Source organism: Pseudochelatococcus sp. B33, assembly GCF_053570585.1.
In genome coordinates this window covers 39,607-62,516 of the sequence record NZ_JBSEFH010000011.1, presented here as the reverse complement: position 1 = coordinate 62,516, position 22,910 = coordinate 39,607, and the positions used below count along the sequence as shown (strand labels likewise).

At 68.1% G+C, this 22,910-nt stretch carries 24 protein-coding genes and 1 riboswitch; of the genes, 13 read left to right on the top strand and 11 right to left on the bottom strand.

The annotated features are described in order from the left end of the window. Positions 1–2: 2 nt before the first annotated feature. The 5 genes from livM to ACUSIJ_RS13615 are packed head-to-tail and all read left to right on the top strand — an operon-like array spanning position 3 to position 4,522. Positions 3–1,415 (top strand): high-affinity branched-chain amino acid ABC transporter permease LivM, encoded by a 1,413-nt coding sequence (gene livM, locus ACUSIJ_RS13635; RefSeq protein WP_449308949.1) that lies wholly within the window; start codon positions 3–5, stop codon positions 1,413–1,415. Then, positions 1,415–2,257 carry an ABC transporter ATP-binding protein gene (locus ACUSIJ_RS13630; protein ID WP_449308948.1) on the top strand — a complete coding sequence of 281 codons (843 nt, stop codon included), beginning with the start codon at positions 1,415–1,417 and terminating at the stop codon, positions 2,255–2,257. The genes livM and ACUSIJ_RS13630 overlap by 1 nt, the downstream gene beginning before the upstream one ends. Continuing rightward, positions 2,254–3,006 carry an ABC transporter ATP-binding protein gene (locus ACUSIJ_RS13625; protein ID WP_449308947.1) on the top strand — a complete coding sequence of 251 codons (753 nt, stop codon included), beginning with the start codon at positions 2,254–2,256 and terminating at the stop codon, positions 3,004–3,006. The genes ACUSIJ_RS13630 and ACUSIJ_RS13625 overlap by 4 nt, the downstream gene beginning before the upstream one ends. A 2-nt stretch (positions 3,007–3,008) precedes the next feature. Continuing rightward, a complete protein-coding gene (locus ACUSIJ_RS13620; protein WP_449308946.1) occupies positions 3,009–3,365 on the top strand; it encodes a DUF6867 family protein in 357 nt (118 codons plus the stop codon). A 17-nt stretch (positions 3,366–3,382) separates the two neighbouring features. Next, positions 3,383–4,522 carry a branched-chain amino acid ABC transporter substrate-binding protein gene (locus ACUSIJ_RS13615; protein ID WP_449308945.1) on the top strand — a complete coding sequence of 380 codons (1,140 nt, stop codon included), beginning with the start codon at positions 3,383–3,385 and terminating at the stop codon, positions 4,520–4,522. A gap of 81 nt (positions 4,523–4,603) precedes the next feature. Here the strand turns inward: ACUSIJ_RS13615 and ACUSIJ_RS13610 are convergent, their stop codons facing one another. After that, positions 4,604–5,332: a cytochrome c biogenesis CcdA family protein gene (locus ACUSIJ_RS13610; RefSeq protein ID WP_449309083.1), complete on the bottom strand. Its 729-nt coding sequence runs from the start codon at positions 5,330–5,332 to the stop codon at positions 4,604–4,606. Between the two features lie 356 nt (positions 5,333–5,688). Here ACUSIJ_RS13610 and ACUSIJ_RS13605 point away from each other — a divergent pair, with 356 nt between their 5' ends. Then, on the top strand, positions 5,689–6,723 hold the full coding sequence (locus ACUSIJ_RS13605) for a P1 family peptidase (RefSeq protein ID WP_449308944.1): 1,035 nt from the start codon (positions 5,689–5,691) through the stop codon (positions 6,721–6,723). 160 nt (positions 6,724–6,883) lie between these two features. Then, the gene (locus ACUSIJ_RS13600) at positions 6,884–8,641 is read left to right on the top strand and encodes a methyl-accepting chemotaxis protein (RefSeq protein WP_449308943.1); all 1,758 of its coding nucleotides are present in this window, start codon (positions 6,884–6,886) and stop codon (positions 8,639–8,641) included. Between the two features lie 34 nt (positions 8,642–8,675). Here ACUSIJ_RS13600 and ACUSIJ_RS13595 read toward each other — a convergent pair whose 3' ends face one another. From ACUSIJ_RS13595 to ACUSIJ_RS13550, 10 genes are all read right to left on the bottom strand, one after another. Continuing rightward, positions 8,676–9,308: a thiamine phosphate synthase gene (locus ACUSIJ_RS13595; protein ID WP_449308942.1), complete on the bottom strand. Its 633-nt coding sequence runs from the start codon at positions 9,306–9,308 to the stop codon at positions 8,676–8,678. Continuing rightward, positions 9,305–10,087, bottom strand: coding sequence for a thiazole synthase (thiG, locus tag ACUSIJ_RS13590; RefSeq protein ID WP_449308941.1), 783 nt, complete (start codon positions 10,085–10,087; stop codon positions 9,305–9,307). The genes ACUSIJ_RS13595 and thiG overlap by 4 nt, the downstream gene beginning before the upstream one ends. A 3-nt stretch (positions 10,088–10,090) precedes the next feature. Continuing rightward, the gene (gene thiS, locus ACUSIJ_RS13585; protein WP_449309082.1) at positions 10,091–10,294 is read right to left on the bottom strand and encodes a sulfur carrier protein ThiS; all 204 of its coding nucleotides are present in this window, start codon (positions 10,292–10,294) and stop codon (positions 10,091–10,093) included. A gap of 11 nt (positions 10,295–10,305) precedes the next feature. After that, a complete protein-coding gene (gene thiO / locus ACUSIJ_RS13580) occupies positions 10,306–11,454 on the bottom strand; it encodes a glycine oxidase ThiO (protein ID WP_449308940.1) in 1,149 nt (382 codons plus the stop codon). Then, positions 11,444–11,542: riboswitch (TPP riboswitch) on the bottom strand. Its footprint overlaps the gene before it by 11 nt. Positions 11,543–11,623: 81 nt before the next feature. Beyond that, the gene (scpB, locus tag ACUSIJ_RS13575) at positions 11,624–12,241 is read right to left on the bottom strand and encodes an SMC-Scp complex subunit ScpB (RefSeq protein ID WP_449308939.1); all 618 of its coding nucleotides are present in this window, start codon (positions 12,239–12,241) and stop codon (positions 11,624–11,626) included. Beyond that, a complete protein-coding gene (locus ACUSIJ_RS13570) occupies positions 12,241–13,080 on the bottom strand; it encodes a segregation and condensation protein A (RefSeq protein WP_449308938.1) in 840 nt (279 codons plus the stop codon). The genes scpB and ACUSIJ_RS13570 overlap by 1 nt, the downstream gene beginning before the upstream one ends. Before the next feature lie 30 nt (positions 13,081–13,110). Continuing rightward, on the bottom strand, positions 13,111–14,136 hold the full coding sequence (nagZ, locus tag ACUSIJ_RS13565) for a beta-N-acetylhexosaminidase (RefSeq protein ID WP_449308937.1): 1,026 nt from the start codon (positions 14,134–14,136) through the stop codon (positions 13,111–13,113). Positions 14,137–14,176: 40 nt separating this feature from the next. Then, a complete protein-coding gene (locus ACUSIJ_RS13560; RefSeq protein ID WP_449308936.1) occupies positions 14,177–15,934 on the bottom strand; it encodes an SPOR domain-containing protein in 1,758 nt (585 codons plus the stop codon). Between the two features lie 154 nt (positions 15,935–16,088). Next, on the bottom strand, positions 16,089–17,852 hold the full coding sequence (argS, locus tag ACUSIJ_RS13555) for an arginine--tRNA ligase (protein ID WP_449308935.1): 1,764 nt from the start codon (positions 17,850–17,852) through the stop codon (positions 16,089–16,091). A gap of 99 nt (positions 17,853–17,951) precedes the next feature. After that, complete coding sequence (locus tag ACUSIJ_RS13550) at positions 17,952–19,154, bottom strand: deoxyguanosinetriphosphate triphosphohydrolase (protein ID WP_449309081.1); 1,203 nt, start codon at positions 19,152–19,154, stop codon at positions 17,952–17,954. Between the two features lie 163 nt (positions 19,155–19,317). On the opposite strand from ACUSIJ_RS13550, the gene erpA reads away from it, so the two are divergent. The 6 genes from erpA to pheS all read left to right on the top strand — a co-directional run bounded on the left by erpA (position 19,318) and on the right by pheS (position 22,886). Beyond that, complete coding sequence (gene erpA, locus ACUSIJ_RS13545) at positions 19,318–19,671, top strand: iron-sulfur cluster insertion protein ErpA (RefSeq protein ID WP_449308934.1); 354 nt, start codon at positions 19,318–19,320, stop codon at positions 19,669–19,671. Between the two features lie 15 nt (positions 19,672–19,686). Then, the gene (locus ACUSIJ_RS13540) at positions 19,687–20,319 is read left to right on the top strand and encodes a LysE family translocator (RefSeq protein WP_449308933.1); all 633 of its coding nucleotides are present in this window, start codon (positions 19,687–19,689) and stop codon (positions 20,317–20,319) included. 22 nt (positions 20,320–20,341) lie between these two features. Further along, positions 20,342–20,800, top strand: a complete 459-nt coding sequence (locus ACUSIJ_RS13535; protein WP_449308932.1) for a GNAT family N-acetyltransferase — start codon at positions 20,342–20,344, stop codon at positions 20,798–20,800. Between the two features lie 211 nt (positions 20,801–21,011). Next, the gene (rpmI, locus tag ACUSIJ_RS13530; protein ID WP_449308931.1) at positions 21,012–21,212 is read left to right on the top strand and encodes a 50S ribosomal protein L35; all 201 of its coding nucleotides are present in this window, start codon (positions 21,012–21,014) and stop codon (positions 21,210–21,212) included. Between the two features lie 47 nt (positions 21,213–21,259). Continuing rightward, on the top strand, positions 21,260–21,625 hold the full coding sequence (gene rplT / locus ACUSIJ_RS13525; protein WP_449308930.1) for a 50S ribosomal protein L20: 366 nt from the start codon (positions 21,260–21,262) through the stop codon (positions 21,623–21,625). A gap of 178 nt (positions 21,626–21,803) precedes the next feature. Beyond that, the gene (gene pheS, locus ACUSIJ_RS13520; protein WP_449308929.1) at positions 21,804–22,886 is read left to right on the top strand and encodes a phenylalanine--tRNA ligase subunit alpha; all 1,083 of its coding nucleotides are present in this window, start codon (positions 21,804–21,806) and stop codon (positions 22,884–22,886) included. The last annotated feature ends 24 nt before the right edge of the window (positions 22,887–22,910 follow it).

The window sequence follows — 22,910 nt, the reverse complement described above, 5'->3', positions numbered from 1 at the left end:
GCATGGCGAGCATTTCAACCGTTCCCGGACAACAGGTCCGCGCGAATCACCCCGTGCAATCGGCCCTGCTGGCGCGCGCGCTGCGCGAGGCGGGGCTCGCGGCGCTGGTGATGCTGGGGCTGTCGATCCCGATCCTGCTGTTCCGCACCGATCAGGGCGCGGGGCTGCAGCTCGTGCTCACGCCGCGGATCGGGCTGGTGGCGACCCTGTGCGCGCTGGTGTTCGCGGCGCGCTTCCTGACCTATCTCTATGCCGACCACCGGCAGGCCCGGAAGGCGGCACGCGCCGCCACGGCCGGCAGCGCGGCGCAGGGCCGGCTGGCGCAACTCGTCATCAGCGTGGGCGTGCCGCTGTTCCTCGGCATCGCCCTCACCTATCCACTGATCACGAGCCTGCTCGCCGGCGGGCTGAACAGCGCGCGCTACTGGATCGACCTCGGCATCCTGATCCTCACCTATGTGATGCTCGGCTGGGGGCTGAACATCGTCGTCGGCCTCGCGGGGCTCCTCGACCTCGGCTACGTGGCGTTCTACGCGGTCGGCGCCTATACATACGCGCTGCTGTCGACCACCTACGGGCTGTCGTTCTGGATCTGCCTGCCGCTCGCCGGGGTGCTCGCGGCGTTCTGGGGCATTCTGCTCGGCTTTCCCGTGCTGCGGCTGCGCGGCGACTACCTCGCCATCGTCACGCTCGCCTTCGGCGAGATCATCCGCCTCGTGCTGATCAACTGGGTCGAGCTGACCAACGGCGGCGCGGGCATCTCGTCGATCCCGCGCGCGACGTTCTTCGGCATCCCGTTCGAGCGCGGAGAGGGCGGGTTCGCAGCCATCTTCGGGCTGCCGTTCAGCGCCATGCACAGGATCGTGTTCCTGTACTACCTCATCCTGGTGCTGGCGCTCATCACCAACGCCGTGACCATGCGGCTGCGCCGGCTCCCGATCGGCCGCGCGTGGGAGGCGCTGCGCGAGGACGAGATCGCCTGCCGGTCGCTGGGCATCAACACCCGCAATACCAAGCTGACGGCGTTTTCCATCGGCGCGGGCTTCGGCGGCTTCGCGGGCGCGTTCTTCGCCGTGCGGCAGGGCTTCGTCAGCCCGGAGAGCTTCAACTTCCTGGAATCCGCCATCATCCTCTCGGTCGTGGTGCTGGGCGGCATGGGGTCGCAGTTCGGCGTGGCGATCGCGGCCGTGGTGATGGTCGGCGGCCCCGAGCTGCTGCGCCATATGGCGTTCACGAAAGCGATATTCGGGCCGGACTTCGATCCCAACGAATACCGGCTGTTGATTTTCGGCTTGGCTATGGTTGTGATGATGGTATGGCGTCCCAGGGGATTGATAGCCCACCGCAATCCTTCGATCGCGCTGAAGGAACGCAAGGCAATATCGGGATCGCTGGTCAAGGAGGGGCACGGATAATGCGTTGGGAGAGAGATCCCATCCTTCACGTGGAACATCTGAAGATGCGCTTCGGCGGCCTCGTCGCCGTGAACGACCTCTCCTTCAAGGTCGGCCGGGGCGACGTCACCGCGCTCATCGGCCCCAACGGCGCGGGCAAGACGACCGTCTTCAACTGCATCACCGGCTTCTACAAGCCGAGCGAGGGCATGCTGACGCTCCGTCACACCGACGGCGCCTCGTTCCTCCTGGAGCGGCTCCCCGGCCACCGCATCGCCCAGGATGCGCAGGTTGCGCGCACGTTCCAGAACATCCGGCTGTTCTCCGGCATGACGGTGCTGGAGAACCTGCTCGTCGCCCAGCACAATACGCTGATGCACGCATCCGGCTTCACCCTCGCCGGTCTCGTGGGCCTGCCGGGCTTCCGCAAGGCGGAAAGGGAGGCCGTCGACAAGGCGCGCCACTGGCTCGAGAAGATCAACCTCGTCGGCCGTGCCGACGATCCGGCCGGGGACCTGCCCTACGGCGACCAGCGCCGGCTGGAGATCGCGCGCGCCATGTGCACCGATCCGGTGCTGCTGTGCCTCGACGAGCCCGCCGCCGGCCTCAACCCGCGCGAAAGCCAGGAGCTGAACGCCCTGCTGCTGTCGGTCCGCAACGATCACGACACGGCCGTGCTGCTGATCGAGCACGACATGTCGGTGGTGATGCAGATTTCCGATCACGTCATCGTGCTCGACTACGGCACCAAGATCGCCGACGGCACGCCCGAGGAGATCCGCAACGACCAGCGCGTCATCGCCGCCTATCTCGGCGTGGCAGACGAGGAAGTCGACAAGGTGGAAGCGGAGGTCGGACTATGAGCGCGCTCGAACGGCTGCCGGAACCCGCGCGCGAACCGCTGCTCTCGGTGCGCGGCGTCAAGACCTATTACGGCAACATCATCGCCCTCAAGGGCGTCGACATCGACGTGAACGAGGGCGAGATCGTCACCCTGATCGGGGCGAACGGCGCGGGCAAGTCCACGCTGATGATGACGATCTTCGGCAATCCCCGCGCGCGCGAGGGCACGATCACCTATGCCGGGCGCAACATCACGCGGCTGCCGACGCACGAGATCGCGCGCCTCAACATCGCGCAATCGCCCGAAGGGCGGCGCATCTTCCCGCGCATGACCGTCTACGAGAACCTGCAGATGGGCGCGGCGATCAACCAGTTCGCCCATTTCGACCAGGATCTGGAGCGGGTCACGACCATGTTCCCGCGCCTCAAGGAGCGCCTGCACCAGCGCGGCGGCACGCTCTCGGGCGGCGAGCAGCAGATGCTGGCCATCGCCCGCGCGCTCATGAGCCGGCCCCGGCTGCTGCTGCTCGACGAACCCTCGCTCGGCCTCGCGCCGCTCGTGGTGCGCCAGATCTTCGAGGTCATCCGCGAGCTCAACCGCAAGGAAGGCATGACGGTGTTCCTGGTGGAGCAGAACGCCTATCATGCGCTGAAGCTCGCCCACCGCGCCTACGTGATGGTGACGGGCGCGATCACGCTCTCGGGCAGCGGCCGGGAACTGCTGGAGGACCCGCAGGTGCAGGCCGCATATCTGGAAGGCGGGAGGTGAGCATGCAGGGCATCCTGTACGAAGAGCCGTCCGTGTGGCTCTTTCTGCTGGTGACGCTGATCATGGGCGGCGGCGCGGCGTGGATGACGGGCCGGGCGCTCGCCATCACCTGGGCGCCGGTGTGGCAGGGCATCGTGTACTTCCTGCTGCTGGCGGCGGCGGTGCGTTTCATCCATTTCGCCCTGTTCCACGGCACGCTGCTGTCGCTGCACTATTATCTGATCGACGCGCTATTTGTGACCGCCATCGGCCTCGCCGGCTTCCGCTTCACGCGGGCGCGGCAGATGACGACACAATACTCGTGGCTATACACCCGCACAGGCCCGTTCACCTGGCGCGACAAGCCGCAATCTTCATGAGCAGAGGGAAGACCAGAATGAAAAAGTCGATTGTTGGAACGCTGGCTTTGGGTCTGGGGCTGGTTATGTCCACGGCGGTTATGTCCACAGCCGCCCTGGCCCAGGTCAAGATCGGCGTCGGCGCGCCGCTGACCGGCCCGAACGCCGCTGTCGGCGACCAGTTCAAGCACGGTGTGGAACAGGCCGCCGCGGATCTCAACGCCGCCGGCGGCATTCTCGGCGAGAAGCTCGAGATCAGCTTCGGCGACGATGTGTCCGATCCCAAGCAGGGCGTGTCGGTCGCCAACAAGTTCGCCGGCGAAGGCGTCACCTTCGTGATCGGCCACTACAACTCCGGCGTGTCGATTCCGGCGTCCGAAACCTATGAGGAATCGGGCATCCTCCAGATCTCACCCGGCTCCACCAACCCGGTCTACACCGAGCGCGGCCTGTGGAACACGTTCCGCACCTGCGGACGCGACGACCAGCAGGGCGCGGTCGCCGGCGCCTATCTCGCCCAGCACTACAAGGACAAGAACATCGCCGTCGTCCACGACAAGACGCCCTACGGCAAGGGCCTTGCCGACGAGACCATCAAGACGCTCGAGGCCGACGGCATCAAGCCGGTGATCTACGAGGGCGTGAACACCGGCGAGAAGGACTATTCGGCGCTCGTGTCCAAGCTCAAGGCGGCGAACGTCGACGTCATCTACTTCGGCGGCCTCTACACCGAAGCGGGGCTGATCGCCCGCCAGACGCGCGACCAGGGCCTGTCTGCCCCGCTGATGGGCGGCGACGGCATCGCCTCGTCCGAGTATGCGAACATCGCCGGCCCCGGCGCCGAGGGCACGCTGATGACCTTCAGCCCCGATCCGCGCAAGAACCCGGCGGCGCAGGAAGTGGTCGAGAAGTTCAAGGCCAGGAATTTCGACCCCGAGACCTACACCCTCTACAGCTATGCGGCCGTGCAGGTGCTGGCGCAGGCGGCGGAAGAGGCGAAATCGCTCGACCCCGAGAAGGTCGCGGAGGCCATCCATTCCGGCAAGACGTTCAAGACCGTGATCGGCGACCTGTCGTTCGACGAGAAGGGCGACATCACCCGCCCGGACTACATCGTCTACGAATGGCGCAAGGGCGCTGACGGCAACGTCACCTACTCGGGCAACGAGCTCGAGTGATCGACGCCCGGCGGCGAATGACGAACCCCGGCAGGCGCCTGCCGGGGTTTTCCATCGTCGCCCTGTCCGATCTGTCCAAAATTATCCGATCTCCCCCAGCACGGGAAAGGTCTCCAGCAGCCAGAACGAGAACTGGTTGATGCTGCCGGTGAGGAAGGCCACCCCCGTGAGCACCAGCAGGCCGCCCATGGCCTTTTCCACGAGCGAGAACCGCGAGCGCATGCGCTTGATGAGCCCGACCAGCGGCTTCATCGCGAAGGCGGTAACGACGAACGGCACGCCGAGCCCCAGCGAATAGACGGCAAGCAGGCTCGCGCCGCGTCCGACGCTGTCCTCGGTGCCGGCCACCGCGAGGATCGCCGCCAGGATCGGGCCGATGCACGGCGTCCAGCCGAAGGCGAACGCGAGCCCCATGACATAGGCCCCCCACAGACCGGCCGGCTTGTCGATCTGCACCCGCGCCTCGCGATAGAGGAAGCCGAGCCGGAAAAGCCCAAGAAAATGCAGACCCATGAGGATGATCGCGACGCCAGCCAGCGTGCCGAGCACATCGAGATACTGGCGGATGACCTGCCCCAGCGCCGACGCCGTCGCGCCGAGCGTGACGAAGACGGTCGAGAACCCGGCGACGAACAGCAGCGCGGCGAAGAAGGCGCGCCGCGTGACCTCGGCATCCTGCCGTTCGGAAAGATTGTCGAGCGTGGTGCCGGTGAGAAACGTGATATAGGGCGGCACCAGCGGCAGGACGCAGGGGCTCAGGAAGCTCAGAAGGCCGGCGAACGCAGCCGCTGGATAAGTGACACTGATCATGCGAACCTTGTAGCCGCGCCCGCGCCGTTCCGGCAAGATGGAACTGCGCCGCATGAAACTATGCCGCACAGCGCGGGGCCGAGGAGCCGGCCGGCGCGACCCGGCGCCAGCGTCGGCGCATCAGCCACAGGGGAGGCTTCTCTGATCGAGCGGCCCGAACGCATTGTCTGCGGCGGCGGCGTCCGGCAGTTTCAGCCTGTCCCGCCGGACACTCGGCCTTCGCGGCCCCGCGGGTCCGGGTGGCAGACCGGGGCCGTTTTTTGTTTGCCACCCTTCCGGATCGGCGTATGGATGGTTGCGGCGGCAGTCGTGTCCTTGAGGCCGTTGGCGACCGTGGACAACATGACGAGGGGCAGATGACCGATACGGGGCACAATCTCATCATCGACGTTCCGGGGCTCAGCGTCGGCAACGCGGACGACGCGGCGGCCGCGACCGGCGTGACCGTGGTGGTGTTCGACGAACCGGCCGTGGCCTCGCTCGCCATTCTGGGCGGCGGCCCCGGCGTGCGCGACACCGCCCTGCTCGAACCGGAGATGACCGTGCAGACGGTCGATGCGCTGGTGCTCTCCGGCGGTTCGGCCTTCGGGCTCGATGCGGCGGGCGGGGCGATGAGCGCGCTGGCGCGCCACGATCGCGGCTTCGCCGTCGGCACGGCACGGGTGCCGATCGTGCCGCAGGCCGTGCTGTTCGACCTCATGAACGGCGGCCACAAGCCCTGGGCGGCGGGCGACGGCGCCCCCCCCTTCCGGGCGCTCGCGGAAGCGGCGGTCGAGGATGCGCTCGCCTCGACGGGGCCTTTCGCGCTCGGCAGCCGTGGCGCCGGCCTCGGCACGACGACCGTCAACCTCAAGGGCGGCCTCGGCTCCGCGAGCGCGCGCACGCCCGAGGGACACTGGGTCGGCGCCATCGTCGCGGTGAACGCCGTGGGTTCGGGCGTCATCGGCAACGGACCGCATTTCTGGGCCGGGGCCTATGAACGCGGCGGCGAGTTCGGCGGCGAGTTCGGCGGCCTGGGCCTGCCCGCAAAACTGCCGGCCGACGCGCTCGTGCCGCGCTTCAAGGGCGGGCCGGGCGAGAACACCACCATCGCCATCGTCGCCACCGACGCCGCCCTGACCAAGGCCCAGGCGAAGCGTCTGGCGCTGGCCGCCCACGACGGCATGGCGCGGGCGCTGCGCCCCTCCCACGCGCTGCTCGACGGCGATCTCGTCTTCGCCGCCTCCACGGGCAAGCGCCCGCTCGGCCCCTCGCCCTACGAGCTGTCGACGCTTGGCATGACCGCTGGCGACGTGCTGGCACGGGCGATCGCCCGCGGCATCCACGAGGCCACGGCCCTGCCGTTCGACGGCGCGCTGCCTGCCTGGAAGGACAAGTTCGGAAAGAAATAACAACCGATCGTTCGGTAATATTTTTCATTCATATAAATATATACTCGTATAGAATAAACTTTGCGTATACGATGAATGCATATATAGCATAATAAAATTACTATCAAGATAGTAATTGCATAAACATTGAACTAATATTTAAAATAATCATTTATTCAACATGCTTAAATTTCCATTCATTATTGCAGACCATAATGTTACATATGGTCCCCTAATGGAAAATTTCGTCCAGGGGATGACGCCGATGAGAGTAAGAGGCAAGATATTATCCATCATCACGATTACCATCCTGTTTCTGATATTCATCTCTCTCAGCTCCATTTATATCTCGCAATCCCAGACTCAAAAAACGCAGGACATCGAGAATATTCTGCGCCGGGTCACCTATGGCGAGCGATTCAACCGGCTTATATCTGTGGTCGTCATGGAATCGCGCGGCATCTATATGTCCAGGACGCCCGCCGAGGTGCAGTCCTTCTCCCAGAACATCCGGGATACGCTGGCGGAAATCGACGGGCTGCTGGCCCAGTGGCGTGAAATCGTGCCGGAAAACCGCCGTCCCGATTTCGACAGGTTCGCGGAACGCGCAACGGCCTTCAAGACGTTCCGGCTGGAGCTGGTGGACAAGGCCATGACCGAAGGCCCGGCCGCGGCGGCCCTGCTGGGCAACAATCAGACAAACCGCCAAAGCCGCATCGATCTCCAGCAATACATGGACACGATCATCGAGCAGAACGCCAGAGCGGCCGATGCGATCGACGCCGAAATCAATGCGCTGTCCGCCTGGGCGGTCAATTTCATCATCCTGGTCACGGCCATCAGCCTGTTGTCGAGTTTCATTTTTGCGCTGGCGTTGGGAACGTCCCAGCTTGGCCGTCCTCTGGCCCGGCTTGCCGGCGCCCTCGAACGCGTGGGCAAGGGCGACTACGACATCGAATTTCCGGACAGGCCCGGTCGCGATGAAATCGGCGACATCTGGCGGATCCTCAAGCGGGTCGTGCAGTCGCTCAGGGAGGGGGAAGAGCTCAAGCGGGCGCAGCTCGAGACCGACCATCGCAACGCCGCCGAGAGACAGGCGCTGCTGACCGAACTCGCCAATTCGTTCGAGGACAGCGTCCTCGGGGTCGTGCGGTCGTTCTCCGGCGCGGCGGAGCGGCTGCAGGAAAGCGCCATGCGGCTGGGCGCGTTGTCGGATCGGACGGACCGCCAGTCCACGGTGGTCGCCGCCGCCTCCGGCCAGGCGACCGCGAATGTCGAAACCGTGGCGACGGCGGCGGAGGAGCTGTCGGGCTCCATCCGCGAGATCAGCGCCCAGGTGACGACGGCGGCGAGCGTGGCGGGCGAGGCGCTGAACCACGCGCACGCGACCACGGCCACCGTGAACGGGCTCGCCATGCGCGCCCAGCGCATCGGCGAGGCGGTGAGCCTGATCAACGACATCGCCTCCCAGACCAACCTGCTGGCGCTGAACGCCACCATTGAGGCCGCGCGGGCGGGCGAGGCCGGGCGCGGCTTCGCCGTCGTCGCCAGCGAGGTCAAGAATCTCGCCGAGCAGACGGGCAAGGCGACGGACGAGATCTCGACGCAGATCCGCGATATTCAGGACGCCACCGGCGAGGTGGTGTCGGCCATATCCTCGATCTCCGCCGTCATCGGCCAGTTGAGCAGCATCTCGACCTCCATCGCCTCCGCCGTCGATGAGCAGGGCGCGGCCACGGCCGAGATCGCCCGCAACGTCGCCCAGGCGGCGGTGGGCACCAGCGAGGTGACGCAGAACATCGCCACCGTCAGCGGCGCGGTCTCCGAGACGCGGGACGCCTCGACGCAGATCCTGCACGCGGCCGGGGAGCTGACGAGCCAGTCGGATACGCTGCGCGAGCAGGTGGACGGTTTCATCGCCCGCGTGCGCGCCGGCTAGAGCGCGGCGCCCGGGCCGGGCGGGGCCTTACCCTTTACCCTGGCAGGCGTTCGAGCAGGGCGGCGATGACGGCCTGCGGCCGCGCCGCCCTCATGACCGTACCCATGACGGCGACGCCGGCCGCGCCGGCCGCGAGGCATGACGCAACCGTCTGCGCCTCGATGCCGCCGATCGCAACCACGGGGACCGGGGATTCCTTCACGATAGCCGCAAACCCCGCCGCGCCGAGCGCCGGACCGTAGCCCGGCTTGCTCGCCGTGGCCTGGACGGGACCGGCGATGACATAATCGATCAGGGTGGGATCGACGGCACGCGCCTGCTCCGGCGCATGGACGGACTGCCCGATGAGCGCGTCCGGTCCCAAAAGCCGCCGCGCCGCCGCCGCATCCGCCTTCTCGGGCAGGTGCACGCCGTGCGCGCCGGCGTGCAGGGCGATTTCCGGCGATCCATGCACCGTCACATAAGCGGCGAAGGCCGCTGCCCGTTCCACGAGATCGCGCGCCAGCGCCGCCTGCGCATCGGGCGCGAGGTCCTTTTCGCGCAGGCTGATCCAGCGGCAGCCGGCGGCGAAAGCCGCATCGGCCAGCGCGCCGAGCGCGGCGGCGCCGCCCGCGAGCTGCTTGCGGTCGCTCACGACCAGCAGCGGCGGCTGCGGCGGCCGCCTCACGATTCAATGAGCCCCAGTTGCGGGCTCGACGCCTCGGCATTGCGGCGCTTCGGGATCCGCCCCGCGAGATGGGCCAGCCTGCCGCCCTCCACCGCGTGCTTCATGGCGGTGGCCATGCGCACCGGGTCGCTCGCCTTGGACACGGCCGTGTTGAGCAGCACCGCCGCGCAGCCGAGCTCCATGGCGAGCGCCGCGTCGGAGGCCGTGCCGATACCCGCGTCCAGCACCACCGGCACCGGGCTTCGCGACGTGATCATCTCGATCATGTGCGGGTTCAGGATGCCGAGTCCCGACCCGATCGGCGAGCCGAGCGGCATGACCGCCGCCGCACCGGCATCGGCGAGCTTGCGGCACGAGATCGGGTCGTCGGTGCAGTAGGGCAGCACCACGAAGCCCTTGGCCACGAGTTCCGCCGTGGCACGCAGCAGCTCCTCGGTGTCCGGATAGAGCAGTTCACGGTCGCCCACGACCTCGACCTTCACCCAGTCGGTGCCGAGCGCCTCGCGGGCGAGTTCCGCCGTCAGCACCGCGTCGCGCGCCGTCTGGCAGCCGGCCGTATTGGGCAGGAAGTGCACCGCATCCCCCAGCACGTCGACGAGCGTCTCGGCCGCGCCCGACAGGTCGATGCGGCGGATGGAGGCGGTCGTCATCTGCGTGCCGCTCGCCTTGACGGCATCGAGCATCGCCTTCTGGTTCGGATAGCCGGCCGTGCCCAGGAACAGGCGCGAGGTGAACACCCGCCCTGCGATGACCAGCGGATCGGAGTCGGACTGCGTCATGGCTCAGCCGCCCTGCTTGGCATGGACGATCTCGATGCGGTCGTCGGCATTGAGCGGCGTCTCGGCCCACCGCGCGCGCGGCAGCACCGCGCCGTTCAGCGCCACGGCAATGCCCTTCGTCTCGGGGTTGATGTCGTGCCGCGCCAACAGCGCTGCCACCGTCTTGCCGGACAGCGGCTCCGGCCGGCCGTTCACGCGCACTTCCATGTTGCTCACTTTCACTTCTCTCCCTTATCGATCGATTGCCGGAACCTGTCGAACGCGAACGGTTCGGCCAGCGGGTCGCGCGCACCCTCCAGAATGAGGCGCGAGACGATGTCCGCCGTCACCGGCGTCTGCAGGATGCCGTTGCGGTGATGGCCCGTCGCGTAGACAAGGCCGGCCACGGGGCCTTCCCCCAGGATCGGCGCGTCGTCCCGGCTGCCGGGGCGAAACCCGGTCCACGTCTCGACGATCGGCAGCTCCTCGATGCCGGGCAGCGCGCGCCAGGCGTTCTGCAGCAGCGACAGCACGCCACCCGCCGTCAGCCTGTCGTCGAAGCCGCGCTCCTCGGCGGTCGCGCCCACGATCAGCCGCCCGTCGCGGCGCGGCACCAGATAGATCCCGGAGGCCCACACGACATGGCGCAACAGCGGCGCGTCCGCCGGCATGCCGAGCGCCAGCATCTGCCCCTTGACGGGCCGCACGGGCGGGCGGGTCTCCGGCGTCAGGCCGCCGATACCGCGCGACCACGCGCCCGCTGCCAGCACCACCGTGGAGGCCGCGTGGAACGCGCCGCCGGCCTCGACGCCGGTGACGCGGCCATCCGCCACCACGATCCTGTCGACGGGCGTGTGCTCCCGCAGTTCCGCGCCCGCGCCGGGCGCCGCGATGCGCAGGGCGGCGGTGACCTTGCGGTTGTCGACCTGATGATCGCCCGCGCTCCAGATGGCGCCGGCGGCGTTGGCCAGAAACGGTTCGCGGGCGCGCACCTCGCCGGGCGTCAGCCACTCCACCGGCAGACCGGCCTTTTCCTGCAACGCCATGTGGTGGCGCAGCCGCGCCTGCTCGTCGGCGTTGAGCGCGACGTGCAGCGTTCCCTCCTCGCGCAGGTCGACGGAAAGCCCGGAAGCGCGCTCCAGTTCGCCGGCGAAGTCGGGCCATGATTGCTGGCTGCGGCGGTTGAGCGGCAGCAGCCACTGCTCCCCCGGCTCCAGTTCGGTGGAGGCGGCGAGCATGCCGGCGGCCGCGCGGCTCGCGCCCTGCCCGGCCTCGCCGCTGTCGAAGACGACGACCGGCCGGCCGGCGCGTGCCAGGAGCCACGCCACCGAAAGCCCGATGACGCCGGCACCGATAATAATGACAGATTGCGTTACGCGCGTATTCAACGGCTCCTCCCTACGCTGGCATGACCCAGACAGGTTCGATGGGTATCATCTCAGCCGCACCGTCGGCGCGGCACCCCAGTGCCTATGATTGCAACATCGTATGTTTCGCCGGCTTTCGCAAGAGGGAGTCGCGCAAGAGGCAATCTGTCACATGAAATGAGGCCGGCTGTCACGGCCCGTCGTCGAGCGCGTCCTCGTCGTCCGCGAGCGCGTCGTCGTCGCGGGGGGCGGGGATGGCGAAGCCCTTCGGCAGCCGCCCGTCCAGAAAGCCTGCGCCCTTGAGGTCTTCAAGCCCCGGCAGATCGTCGATCGACATGAGGCCGAAATGCGACAGGAAGGTCGGCGTGGTGCCGTAGGTCACGGGCCGGCCGGGGGCGCGGCGGCGGCCGCGCAGGCGGATCCAGCCCGCCTCCAGCAGGGTGTCGAGCGTGCCGCGCGAGGTGGCCACGCCCCTCACCTCCTCGATCTCGGAACGCGTCACCGGCTGGTGATAGGCGACGATGGCGAGCACCTCGAGCGCGGCGCGCGACAGCTTGCGCGGCTCCTCGCGCTCGCGCACCAGCGCGGGGGCGAGATCGGGCGCGGTGCGGAACGCCCAGCCGCCGGCGACCCGCGCCAGCACGACGCCCCGCCCGGCGTAGTGCGCCTGCAAGCCGGCGAGGATCGCCGCAAGGTCGGCGTCGGAGGGAACGCGCGCGGCAAGCTCGGTCTCGCTCACCGGCTCGCGCGAGGCGAACAGGACGGCCTCGACCACGCGCGCCGCGAGGGCCTGCGCGTCCCCGTTCATCAGGCAACCTCGGGAATGTCGTCGAGGCGGCCGCCGGCGGAACGCCGGCGCAGCATCAAGGGGGCGAACGGCGCGTCCTGCCGGATGTCGACCCGGCCCTCGCGCACCATCTCCAGCATGGCGGAGAGCGCCGAGGCGCGCACCGTCGCCACCATGTCGGGCGTCGTCATGTAGGGAGCGAGACAGACATCAAGCGGGCACCAGTCCGCCGCGTCGCCGATGAGCCGGTGCAGGGCCTCGCGCGCCTCGGCCAGCGACCACACGCTGCGCTGCGCCAGCGTGACGCGCGAATTGGCCGTGCGCTGACGGTTGTCGGCGTAGGCCGCGAGCAGATCGTAGAGCGTCGCGTCCCATTTCGGCCGCGTCGTCACCGCCATGTTCTCCGGCGCGCCGCGCGCCAGCACGTCGCGCCCGAGCTGCGGCCGCTCCGCGAGCCGCCTCGCGGCCCGGCGGATGGCTTCGAGCCGCTGCAGCCGCAGCGTCAGGACGGTGGCGAGATCGCCCGCATCGGGCTCGGCGACGGCAGGCGGCGCCGGCAGCAACAGGCGCGATTTCAGAAACGCCAGCCACGCCGCCATGACGAGATAATCGGCCGCGAGTTCGAGGCGCAGCTTGCGCGCCTCCTCGATGAAGGCGAGATACTGCTCGACGAGCGCCAGGATGGAAATCTGCGCCAGATCGACCTTCTGCCGGCGCGCGAGTTCGAGCAGCAGGTCGAGCGGCCCCTCGAAGCCGTTGACGTCGACGATCAGCGCCGGCTCCGACTCGGACCGGGCGTCGTCGCGCCGCGCGGCGTCCTCGAAATCATCGTCATCAACGGGCTGAAAGGCAGTCTCCACCGGCCTCTGATCCTCTTCGATCCTTGCGAATCAAGAGTTGGCGAGCGCGCCCGGATTCGCAAGAGCTGTTTCGAGGTGCGCGCGTGCTTCCACAGGATCGAAGGGCTCGGGCGCGTGGCGGATGCGCGCCAGCGCCGCCCTCGACCGTCGCTCTGCCTCCACCGTCAGGCCGCCCACGGCCCCCGCGAGCACCGTCATCTCGGCAAAATCGCCGTTGCAATGCAGGGCGATGTCGCATCCGGCCGCGAGTGCGGCGGCCGCGCGCCCGGCGATCGATCCGTCGAGGGCCTGCATCGACAGGTCGTCGCTGAACAGCAGGCCGCCGAAGCCGATATCGCCCCGGATCGTGCCCGCGATCACGGCGGGCGACACCGTCGCGGGCCGCTCGGGGTCGAGCGCGGTGAAGACGATATGCGCGCTCATGCCCGCCGGCATATCGGCGAGCGCGCGAAACGGCATGAAGTCGTGGGCCGCAAGCTCCGCCAGCGGCGCGTCGACCACCGGCAGCGCCAGATGGCTGTCGGCATTGGCGCGCCCGTGGCCGGGAATATGCTTGATGACGGGCAGCACGCTCCCGGCGAGAAAACCTTCCGCCGCCGCCCGGCCGAGAACGGACACCACAGCCGGATCGGCATGATAGGCCCGGTCGCCGATGACATCGTTGGCGCCCGGCACCGGCACGTCGAGAATGGGCGCGCAGTTGACGTCGATGCCCACATCCCGCAGGTCGTGGGCGATGAGCCGCGCGCCGAGCCACACGAGCGCGCGCCGCCACAACGGATCGTGCGGCGAAAGCCGGCCGTAGGCCGCGCCAGCCGGATAGCGCGGCCAGTGCGGCGGCCCCATCCGCTGTACGCGCCCGCCTTCCTGATCGATGAGGATGGGCGCGTCGCGCCCCACGCTCTCGCGCAGGGCGCCGGTCAGGCGGCGCACCTCATCGGGCGTGCCGATATTGCGCCTGAACAGGATGAACCCCCAAGGGTCCGCATCCCGGAACAGGGACCGCTCGGCCTCCGTCAACCGCAGGCCCGAGCAGCCCAGAACGAACGCTTTCATGACATCGCACCCGGACCGCAGCCGTTTCTCGCGATCCGCCTCAATTCCTTGCCACGAAGCATTGGCCGCCCGCCGCCTGGATGCGCACGCACAGCGCCGTCGCCTGATCGCGCGACTGGAACGCGCCGACGCGCAGGCGATAGATCGTCCTGCCGCCGGATTCCGCGCGCACGATGTTGGGTGTGTAGCCCGAGAGCTCTCCGTGCCGGCGCTGGAGGGTGGCGAACAGGTTGCGCGCTTCGTTCTCGCTTCCCGGCGCGGCGAGCTGCACCGTGAACGCGCCTGCCGCCGCGGGCTGGCTCGGCTGCGCCGCCGGCGCGGGGGCCTGCGCAGGAGACGGCGCCCTTGCTACCTGGCTGCCGGCCGACTGGGGCGAGATGGCCATCGGCCCGAGCTGCATCGGCGCGCGCGTCGCCGGACGGTTCACGGAAGCCGGGCGCGGCACCGGCCCGACGGTCGGCACCACAGCGGCGGACTCCTGGGCGGGCGCTTCCCCGCCCGCCGGCGTCTCCGGCGCGGGAACGGCCGGTGTGGTGGGCGACGGCACCGAGGGTGAAGGCGTGGCCGAGGCGAGCTCTTCGATGGTCGGGGCGGCCGCCGTCGGCGCCTCGGGCGACGCCGGCGCGTCGGAGGGCAGGATGCTGCCGTCCGGCCGCACCGAAACCGTGCGCACGCGCCGGGGCTCGCCGAGCGCCGCGATCGCCGGGCTCGTCGGTTCCGGCGCCTCCGGCAGCTTGACATCGGCCGCGCCGGCCGGCGGAGCCGTCGTCGTCTGGGTCGTCGTCGTGGTGGCCTGCGTCTCGGCCTGCGCCTGTGCCTGTGCAGCCCGCTCCTGCGCGGCCGCGTTCTGCTGCGCGATCATCTGGTTGATGTCGACGGGCTGCTCGCGGTCATCGACGACGACCGCGTCCTCGCCGGTGGGGGCCTGATTGGTGTGTTCGTAGATCGCCCGGTTGGTGTTGGGCACCTCGACACCCCCGGGCGTCTCCGGCTCCACCTTCACCGGCTGGCTATCGGCGGACACGACCGGCGGCTCGCCGTCGACCGTCTCGCCGCCCCGGAAAACGAACACGCCCGCGACGGCCACCGCGCCGAGGCCCAGCGCCAGCGCCGCCACGACGAGCTTGCGGCGCAGGCCCGGCCTCTCCTGCTGATAGGCGTAGTCGTCCTCCTCGCCGTCGCCGGCGTTGGCGCTATACTCGTCCTCCAGATCGTCGTAGACGCCGTAGCTCTGGGCGCCATAACCGTGGGCGGCGGCATCCTGCGCGGCGTGGCCGGCGGGCGACCAGGCCTCGGCCTGCGCGGCGGGCGCATCGGCGCGGTGGCCCGCTTCTAAGGCCTCGGCGCCGCCGGCGGCGAGCTGGTAGGCGTCCTGCGCGAAGTAGCCCGTCTGCGCGGCCCCGGACGCTTCATCGAGCGCCTGCGTGAACTCCTGCGCGAAGGCGTCCGGATGAAGGCGCGGGTCCTGCTGTCCCTCGGGCACGGGAAGCTGGGGCACAGCCGGGCTGCGCAGCCAGGCCGGCACCTCCTGATCGCCGCTCTCTTGCGGCTGCCGGGGGGCGGAGACCGGGCGCGGCTTCGGGTTGACCTGGGCGAAGGCTTGTTCGATCTCGTTGATCCAGTCCTGCTGGCCTGCGGGCGCGCCCGCCTGCGGCGCGGGCTGGGCCGCTGCGGCATCGGCCTGCGGCTGCACGTATCCGACGATGCGCGCCAATTCCGCCAGCGGGTCGTTGTCGCGGGATGGACCGGTAGAGGCGGGCTGCCAACGCTGCTCCTCGAGATCGTCTCTATCACGCATGACCTGGGCTCTGCTCTTGTAACTCATGGGCGCAGTCCGATCTTTCAAGCAAGCCAGACCCGCATGGACGCGGGCCGGGGCAGGCAAGTACACCACCACCGCGCTGAAGCGAAACCCGCAACCGACCCAATCGCCGTGTCCAACCGGCTCACTCTCAACGCATCTCGTCCGGCGCGGCGACTCCGAGAACATTCAGCCCTGACGACAGGACGGATCGAACGGCCTCGACAAGCGCCAGCCTCGCCAGCGTCAACTCTCTGTCAGTTTGATTAACAAACCGTAATTGCGGCGTGTCCTTCCCTCGGTTCCACAAGCCGTGGAAGGCGGCCGCAAGCTCGTACAGGTAAAACGCCAGCCTGTGAGGCTCATATGCCAGTGCACCCGCTTCTATCACCCGGGGATATTGGGATACAAGTTTCAAAATATTGATCTCCGCCTCATCCGCAAGGCTCGAAAGCGCCGCTTGCGCCAGCGATCCGTCGTCGGTGACCAGATCCGGCAGCAATTCGTGCGCCTGGCGGAAGACCGAGGCGCAGCGCGCGTGCGCGTACTGGACATAGAACACCGGGTTGTCCTTCGACTGCTCGACCACCTTGGCGAGATCGAATTCCAGCGTGGCGTCGTTCTTGCGGTAGAGCATCATGAAGCGCACGGCGTCGCGGCCGACCTCGTCGATGACCTCGCGCAGCGTCACGAAGCTGCCGGAGCGCTTGGACATCTTCACCGGCTCGCCGTCGCGCATGAGCTTGACGAGCTGGGCGAGCAGCGCCGTCACCTTGAGGTCATCACCGCCGATGGCGCGCCCCACCGCCTCGAGCCGCTTGACGTAGCCGCCATGGTCCGCGCCGAGCACGTAGATGAGCTCCCTGAACCCGCGCGCGTATTTGTCCTGCAGATAGGCGACGTCGGCGGCGAAGTAGGTATAGCTGCCGTCGGACTTCACCAGCGGCCGGTCGATATCGTCGCCCACGTCGGTGGCGCGGAACAGCAGTTGCTCGCGGTCTTCCCAGTCGTCCGGCAACTGGCCCTTGGGCGGCGGCAGGCGGCCGGTGTAGACGAAGCCCCTCGCCTCCAGTTCCCGGATGGTCGAGGTGATGGCGCTGTCGTTGCCGCCCGCGTGCAGCGTCCGCTCCGAGAAGAACACGTCGTGGCGGACGCCGAGCGCCGCGAGGTCGTCGCGGATCATCGCCATCATGGCCTCGATGGCGGCATCGCGCACCTGCGGCAGCCACGTGCTCTCGTGCGCATCGAGCAGCGCGGGGCCGAACCGGCGCGCCAGCTCCTCGCCGACGGGCACCAGGTAGTCGCCCGGATAGAGCCCTTCCGGGATGGCGCCGATATCCTCGCCCAGCGCCTCGCGGTAGCGCAGATAGGCGGAGCGGGCCAGCACGTCGACCTGCGCGCCGGCGTCGTTGATATAGTATTCGCGCGTGACGTTAAAGCCGGCGAAACCGAGCAGCCGCGCCAGCGCGTCACCGAAGACCGCGCCGCGGCCGTGGCCGACGTGCATCGGCCCGGTGGGGTTGGCGGAGACGTATTCCACGTTGACGGGCCGCGCCGGGCGGGGCTCGCCGCGGCCGAAGTCCTCGCCGTCCGAGAGCACCGCGGCGAGCACGCGGTAGAACACCTCCGTCTCAAGACGCAGGTTGATGAAGCCGGGGCCGGCCACCTCGGCGCTCGCCACGCCCTCGACATGCCCGAGCGCGCCCGCGATCAGCTCCGCCAGCGCGCGCGGGTTGGTGCCGGCTGGCTTCGCCAGCACCATGGCGACATTGGTGGCGAGATCCCCGTGAGCAGGGTCTCGCGGCGGCTCCACCACCACGCGCGACAGATCGAGGCCCTCAGGCAGGCGACCCTCGCCGATGAGTTGCGCGATAACGTCGAGAAGCCGCTGCTGGTAGATGGTGAAGATATTCATGATGCCCCTGAATGCACCGCAGCCGATCCGGCGCCGCTGCGGCCTGCGTCGTTCTTGTAGCGGATATCGCTACGCCAAGTAGCCATAATCGATACGCGGCTAGCGCAATTCGGGCGTATCGTCAAACAATCGCCGGTGCGCGTCGATGGCGTAGCTGTCCGTCATGCCGGCGATGTAGTCGGCGACGCGCCGGCGCAGGCGTGCCTCGTCGCGCGCGTCGAGATCCGCCCGCCATTCGGCCGGCAGCAGGCGCGGCTCGGCGACGAACCGCTCGTAGAGGTCGCGCACCACCCGGTCCGCTCCGGCGCGCACGTGCATCACGCGCGGATGCCTGTACATATAGGTGAACAGGAAGCCCTTGATGTCGCGATCCGCCTGCGCGATGAGCGGCGAGAACGCCACCACCGGGCCGCCGGCCTCGCGGATGTCCTGCGCGGAGAGCGGGCGCAGCGCCGAGATGCGCTTCTCGCTTTCCCTGATCACGTCCTCGACGAAGTGCGTGATGACGCGGCGGATGAGTTCGTGCACGGCGCGGAACGTCTCCAGCCCCGGATGGCGGGTGTAGACCTCGTCGATGAGCGCGGCGAGGAAGGGAACGGCGCGCAGGTCGTCGAGCGTGAACAGGCCGGCGCGCAGGCCGTCGTCGATATCGGCGGCGTCGTAGGCGATGTCGTCGGCGATCGCCGCCACCTGCGCCTCGCCGCTGGCGAAAGTCGCGAGTTCGAGCTTGTGCACGGCGTCGTACTCAAGGATCGCGCCGGGCACGCCCGATGCGGCGTAGCGGCCGAAGGGCGCGCCGCCCGCGTCCGTCAGCGGCCCGTTGTGCTTCACGAGCCCCTCCAGCGTCTCCCAGGTCAGGTTGAGGCCGTCGAAACCGGCGTAGCGGCGTTCCAGGCGGGTGACGATGCGCAGCGCCTGCGCATTGTGGTCGAAGCCGCCGAAGCCCGCCATGCAGGTGTCGAGCGCGTCCTCGCCCGTGTGGCCGAAGGGCGTGTGCCCCAGATCGTGCGCCAGCGCCAGCACCTCCGCGAGATCCTCGTCGAGCCCGAGAGCCCGGGCGAGCGAGCGGGCGATCTGCGACACCTCGATGGTGTGCGTGAGACGCGTGCGGTAGTGATCGCCCTCGTGATAGACGAACACCTGCGTCTTGTGCTTCAGCCGCCGGAAGGCGGTGGAATGGATGACGCGGTCGCGGTCGCGCTGGAACGCGGAGCGGGTCGGCGAGGCGCCCTCGTCGTGGAGCCTGCCGCGGCTCGATATCGGATCGCTCGACCACGGCGCGCGCCAGCGCTCGCCCGACATCCGCCCCTGAAACACGTCCAACACGCCATCCACGAACACGTTGTCCACCCGTCTTGTTCTTGCACCCGGTCTGCGCCCCGCCGGCCATTGCGCCGGCGTTATCCGCGCATTACCTTACGCGGAGAGGGAAAGTGATCTTATCGCAAATGAGGATTGCCGCACCATGACCGTTTTCACCGAAACCGCCGGACCCGCCGTCCTGACCCTGACGGACAGCGCCGTGCGGCGCATCAAGCGCGTGCTGGCGCGCGAGAGCGAGGGCGCGATGCTGCGGGTGAGCGTCGAGGGCGGCGGCTGTTCGGGCTTCCAGTATCTCTTCGACATCGTCCACGAGCGCAACGGTGACGACCTCGCCATCGAGAAGGACGGCGCGGTGGTACTCGTCGATTCAATCTCCCTGCCCTACATGGAGGGCTCGGTGCTCGACTTCGTCGACGACCTGATCGGCCAGTCGTTCAAGATCGACAACCCCCACGCCTCCGCCTCGTGCGGCTGCGGCACGTCGTTCTCCATCTAGAAGCCGTCATCGACCATGACGCTCGGCCAGCTCCTGATCTTTCTGCCCGCGGCCGCGATCGTCGCTGCCTCGCCGGGCCCCAACAACCTGCTTGCCTTCGCCAATGGCAGCAGGTGGGGGTTCCTGCCGGCGACGATCGCCGTTTCCGGCAGGTGCATCGCATTCGGGCTGCTGATCGCCATGGTGATCGTCGGTCTCGGTGCACTGCTGGAAGCATCCGAGATCGCGTTCCAGATCATCAAGTGGGCGGGCGTTCTCTATCTCGCCTATCTCGGCATCCGGATGATCGCGGGCAGCGGCGACGTTCGGGAGAAAGCGGCCGAGCCCGCGCGGCCCCGAAGCCCATATGCCCTTGCGCGCCGGGAGTTCGTCGTGGCCATGACCAATCCCAAGGCCATCCTGCTCTTCACGGCTTTCGTACCCCAGTTCATCGTGCGCGACGGCGGCGGCAGCTTCACTTTCCAGCTCGTCGTTCTCGGCGCCATCTACATCGCCGTTGAATTCGTTGCGGCCCTGACCTGGATCTACGCCGGCAGCGTCATCCGATCCATGCAGCCCACTGCCGCGAGATTGCTGCTTCTGAACCGGGCGACGGGCGCCATGATGCTCGGGGCAGCAGGCCTGCTGGCGACCGCCAGACGCGCATAACCTTTTAGGCCGCCCGGAGCAAATGTTCGACATTCGCGAAGACGATCTTTCAAGTGAGCAGACCCAGGCGCTGCTGGCGCTTCACCTGCGGGGCATGCACGCCAGTTCCCCGCCCGGCAGCGTCTTCGCGCTCGATCTCTCGGGCCTGCGCGTTCCCGAGGTGACGGTCTGGAGCGCGTGGCGCGAGGGCCGCATCGCGGGCGTCGGCGCCCTGAAAATGCTTGGCGAGGGCGGAGCCGAGGTCAAATCGATGCGCACGCACCCCGACTTCCTGCGATCCGGCGTCGCCGCGGCCCTTCTGGAACGGATCGTCACCGCCGCGAAAGCCAAAGGCGCGCACCGCCTCAGCCTCGAAACCGGCAGCGGCCCCGCGTTCGAGCCGGCGCTGGCGCTATACCGGCGACACGGCTTCGTCGACGGCGAGGCGTTCTCCGGCTACAAGCCCAATCCGTTCAGCCGGTTTCTGCACCTGCCGCTTTAGGCATCCGGCCGATTCCTCTCCCAGGCATCTGCCTCTTGCGTGGACGCCATCTATCTGTCATAAGCGCCACTTCATCAGAATCGCCCGGCTGAAAGGGCTGCCGTGGCGGTTTGGTGTGCTTTCGAGCCACATCAAGCCGGATTCATCCGCGCGAGCGCAGGCAAGATCGCCCGCGCAAGCGGAAAGCGTCCGGCATACGAAAGGAAGCAAAATGCCCAAGCTGAAGACGAAATCGGGCGCCAAAAAGCGCTTCAAGATCACCGGCACCGGCAAGGTCGTGGCCGCCCAGGCGGGCAAGCGCCACGGCATGATCAAGCGGAGCAACAAGTTCATCCGCAATCAGCGCGGCACGATGACCCTGTTCGAGGGCGATGCCAGGAACGTGAAGCAGTATTTCCTGCCCAACGGCTGAACCTGATCCCTGTCACCCACCACCCGGTATTTTGAGGAGCCAAGACAATGGCCCGCGTCAAACGGGGCGTCACGTCCCACGCCAAGCACAAGAAGGTCCTGAAGGCCGCCAAGGGCTTTTACGGCCGCCGCAAGAACACCATCCGCACGGCCAAGGCCGCCGTCGATCGCGCGCTGCAGTACAACTACCGCGACCGCAAGGTGAAGAAGCGCACGTTCCGCGGCCTGTGGATCCAGCGCATCAACGCCGCCGTGCGCGAGCACGGCCTGACCTACAGCCGATTTATCGACGGTCTCGGCAAGGCGGGCGTCGATGTCGATCGCAAGGTGCTCTCCGATCTCGCCATCCGCGAGCCGGAGGCCTTCAAGGCGATTGTCGAGAAGGCGAAGGCGGCCCTGCCGGCCGCTGCCTGATCATCCGATGCTTTCGGCCGGGCGCACGCGAGCACCCGGCCTCCCCCTTTCCGGGATCCATGCGTGACGGCAACGCTTGCCGCGAAACGTATCGATTTGGCCGGAAGGGCTTGACGGTTCCCCGGCCATTGCCGACAAGCAGGCAACCTGTGCCCCATCGAGGCGCGCCGAGGAACAGATGTCCAACTATTCCACTCTCGAAAACTCCCTGCTCGAAGCAGTCCAGGCGGCCGGTGACGAGGCCGCGCTCGAGGCCGTGCGCGTTTCGGCGCTCGGCAAGAAGGGCTCGATCTCCGAACTCCTGAAGACGCTGGGCAGCCTCACCCCGGACGAGCGCAAGGCGCAGGGGCCGCTGATCAACGGCCTGCGCGACCGTATCACGGCGGCGCTCGCCGCGCGCAAGGGCGTGCTGGCCGAGGAGGCGCTCACCGCCCGTCTCGTGCGCGAACGCGCCGACGTCACGCTGCCGGTGCAGGAAAGCCCGCAGACGCGCGGGCGCATCCATCCTATCAGCCAGGTCATCGACGAGCTGACCGCGATCTTCGCCGACCTCGGCTTTTCCATCGCCGAGGGGCCGGATGTCGAGACCGACTTCCTCAACTTCACGGCGCTGAACTTCCCCGAGGGCCACCCCGCCCGCGAGATGCACGACACGTTCTTCTTCTCCCCCGACGAGAAGGGCGAGCGCAAGCTCCTGCGCACGCACACGAGCCCGGTGCAGGTGCGCACCATGCAGAGCCAGACGCCGCCGATCCGCGTCATCTGCCCCGGCCGCACCTATCGCTGCGACTCGGACCAGACGCACACGCCGATGTTCCATCAGGTCGAGGGCCTCGTCATCGACCGCTCGGCCCATTTCGGCCACATGAAATGGGTTCTGGAGGAGTTCTGCAAGGCGTTCTTCGAGGTGCCGAACGTCAAGATGCGCTTCCGCCCGTCGTTCTTCCCCTTCACCGAGCCGTCGGCGGAGGTGGACATCCAGTGCGCGCGCAAGGGCGGCGAGATCCGCTTCGGCGAGGGTGACGACTGGCTGGAGATCCTGGGCTGCGGCATGGTGCACCCGAACGTGCTGCGCAATGTCGGCCTCGATCCGGATGAGTATCAGGGCTTCGCCTGGGGCATGGGCATCGACCGCATCGCCATGCTGAAATATGGCATGCCGGACCTGCGGCCCTTCTTCGAGGCGGATGTGCGCTGGCTGTCGCATTACGGCTTCCGGCCGCTCGACCTGCCCTCGCTCGCCGGCGGCCTGAGCAACTGATCCCGAAACCGTGAACGAGAAGCG

What these genes read in the sequence shown, in the direction of transcription:
- erpA (WP_449308934.1), top strand. Translation starts at nt 19,318, where the DNA reads ATGACCGTTTTCACCGAAACCGCCGGACCCGCCGTCCTGACCCTGACG.
- ACUSIJ_RS13620 (WP_449308946.1), top strand. Translation starts at nt 3,009, where the DNA reads ATGCAGGGCATCCTGTACGAAGAGCCGTCCGTGTGGCTCTTTCTGCTG.
- nagZ (WP_449308937.1), bottom strand. Translation starts at nt 14,136, where the DNA reads ATGAAAGCGTTCGTTCTGGGCTGCTCGGGCCTGCGGTTGACGGAGGCC.
- ACUSIJ_RS13605 (WP_449308944.1), top strand. Translation starts at nt 5,689, where the DNA reads ATGACCGATACGGGGCACAATCTCATCATCGACGTTCCGGGGCTCAGC.
- ACUSIJ_RS13600 (WP_449308943.1), top strand. Translation starts at nt 6,884, where the DNA reads ATGCTTAAATTTCCATTCATTATTGCAGACCATAATGTTACATATGGT.
- ACUSIJ_RS13540 (WP_449308933.1), top strand. Translation starts at nt 19,687, where the DNA reads ATGACGCTCGGCCAGCTCCTGATCTTTCTGCCCGCGGCCGCGATCGTC.
- scpB (WP_449308939.1), bottom strand. Translation starts at nt 12,241, where the DNA reads ATGAACGGGGACGCGCAGGCCCTCGCGGCGCGCGTGGTCGAGGCCGTC.
- ACUSIJ_RS13560 (WP_449308936.1), bottom strand. Translation starts at nt 15,934, where the DNA reads ATGCGTGATAGAGACGATCTCGAGGAGCAGCGTTGGCAGCCCGCCTCT.
- argS (WP_449308935.1), bottom strand. Translation starts at nt 17,852, where the DNA reads ATGAATATCTTCACCATCTACCAGCAGCGGCTTCTCGACGTTATCGCG.
- thiG (WP_449308941.1), bottom strand. Translation starts at nt 10,087, where the DNA reads ATGACGCAGTCCGACTCCGATCCGCTGGTCATCGCAGGGCGGGTGTTC.
- ACUSIJ_RS13550 (WP_449309081.1), bottom strand. Translation starts at nt 19,154, where the DNA reads ATGTCGGGCGAGCGCTGGCGCGCGCCGTGGTCGAGCGATCCGATATCG.
- ACUSIJ_RS13610 (WP_449309083.1), bottom strand. Translation starts at nt 5,332, where the DNA reads ATGATCAGTGTCACTTATCCAGCGGCTGCGTTCGCCGGCCTTCTGAGC.
- ACUSIJ_RS13625 (WP_449308947.1), top strand. Translation starts at nt 2,254, where the DNA reads ATGAGCGCGCTCGAACGGCTGCCGGAACCCGCGCGCGAACCGCTGCTC.
- rplT (WP_449308930.1), top strand. Translation starts at nt 21,260, where the DNA reads ATGGCCCGCGTCAAACGGGGCGTCACGTCCCACGCCAAGCACAAGAAG.
- livM (WP_449308949.1), top strand. Translation starts at nt 3, where the DNA reads ATGGCGAGCATTTCAACCGTTCCCGGACAACAGGTCCGCGCGAATCAC.
- pheS (WP_449308929.1), top strand. Translation starts at nt 21,804, where the DNA reads ATGTCCAACTATTCCACTCTCGAAAACTCCCTGCTCGAAGCAGTCCAG.
- ACUSIJ_RS13615 (WP_449308945.1), top strand. Translation starts at nt 3,383, where the DNA reads ATGAAAAAGTCGATTGTTGGAACGCTGGCTTTGGGTCTGGGGCTGGTT.
- ACUSIJ_RS13630 (WP_449308948.1), top strand. Translation starts at nt 1,415, where the DNA reads ATGCGTTGGGAGAGAGATCCCATCCTTCACGTGGAACATCTGAAGATG.
- thiS (WP_449309082.1), bottom strand. Translation starts at nt 10,294, where the DNA reads ATGGAAGTGCGCGTGAACGGCCGGCCGGAGCCGCTGTCCGGCAAGACG.
- ACUSIJ_RS13535 (WP_449308932.1), top strand. Translation starts at nt 20,342, where the DNA reads ATGTTCGACATTCGCGAAGACGATCTTTCAAGTGAGCAGACCCAGGCG.
- rpmI (WP_449308931.1), top strand. Translation starts at nt 21,012, where the DNA reads ATGCCCAAGCTGAAGACGAAATCGGGCGCCAAAAAGCGCTTCAAGATC.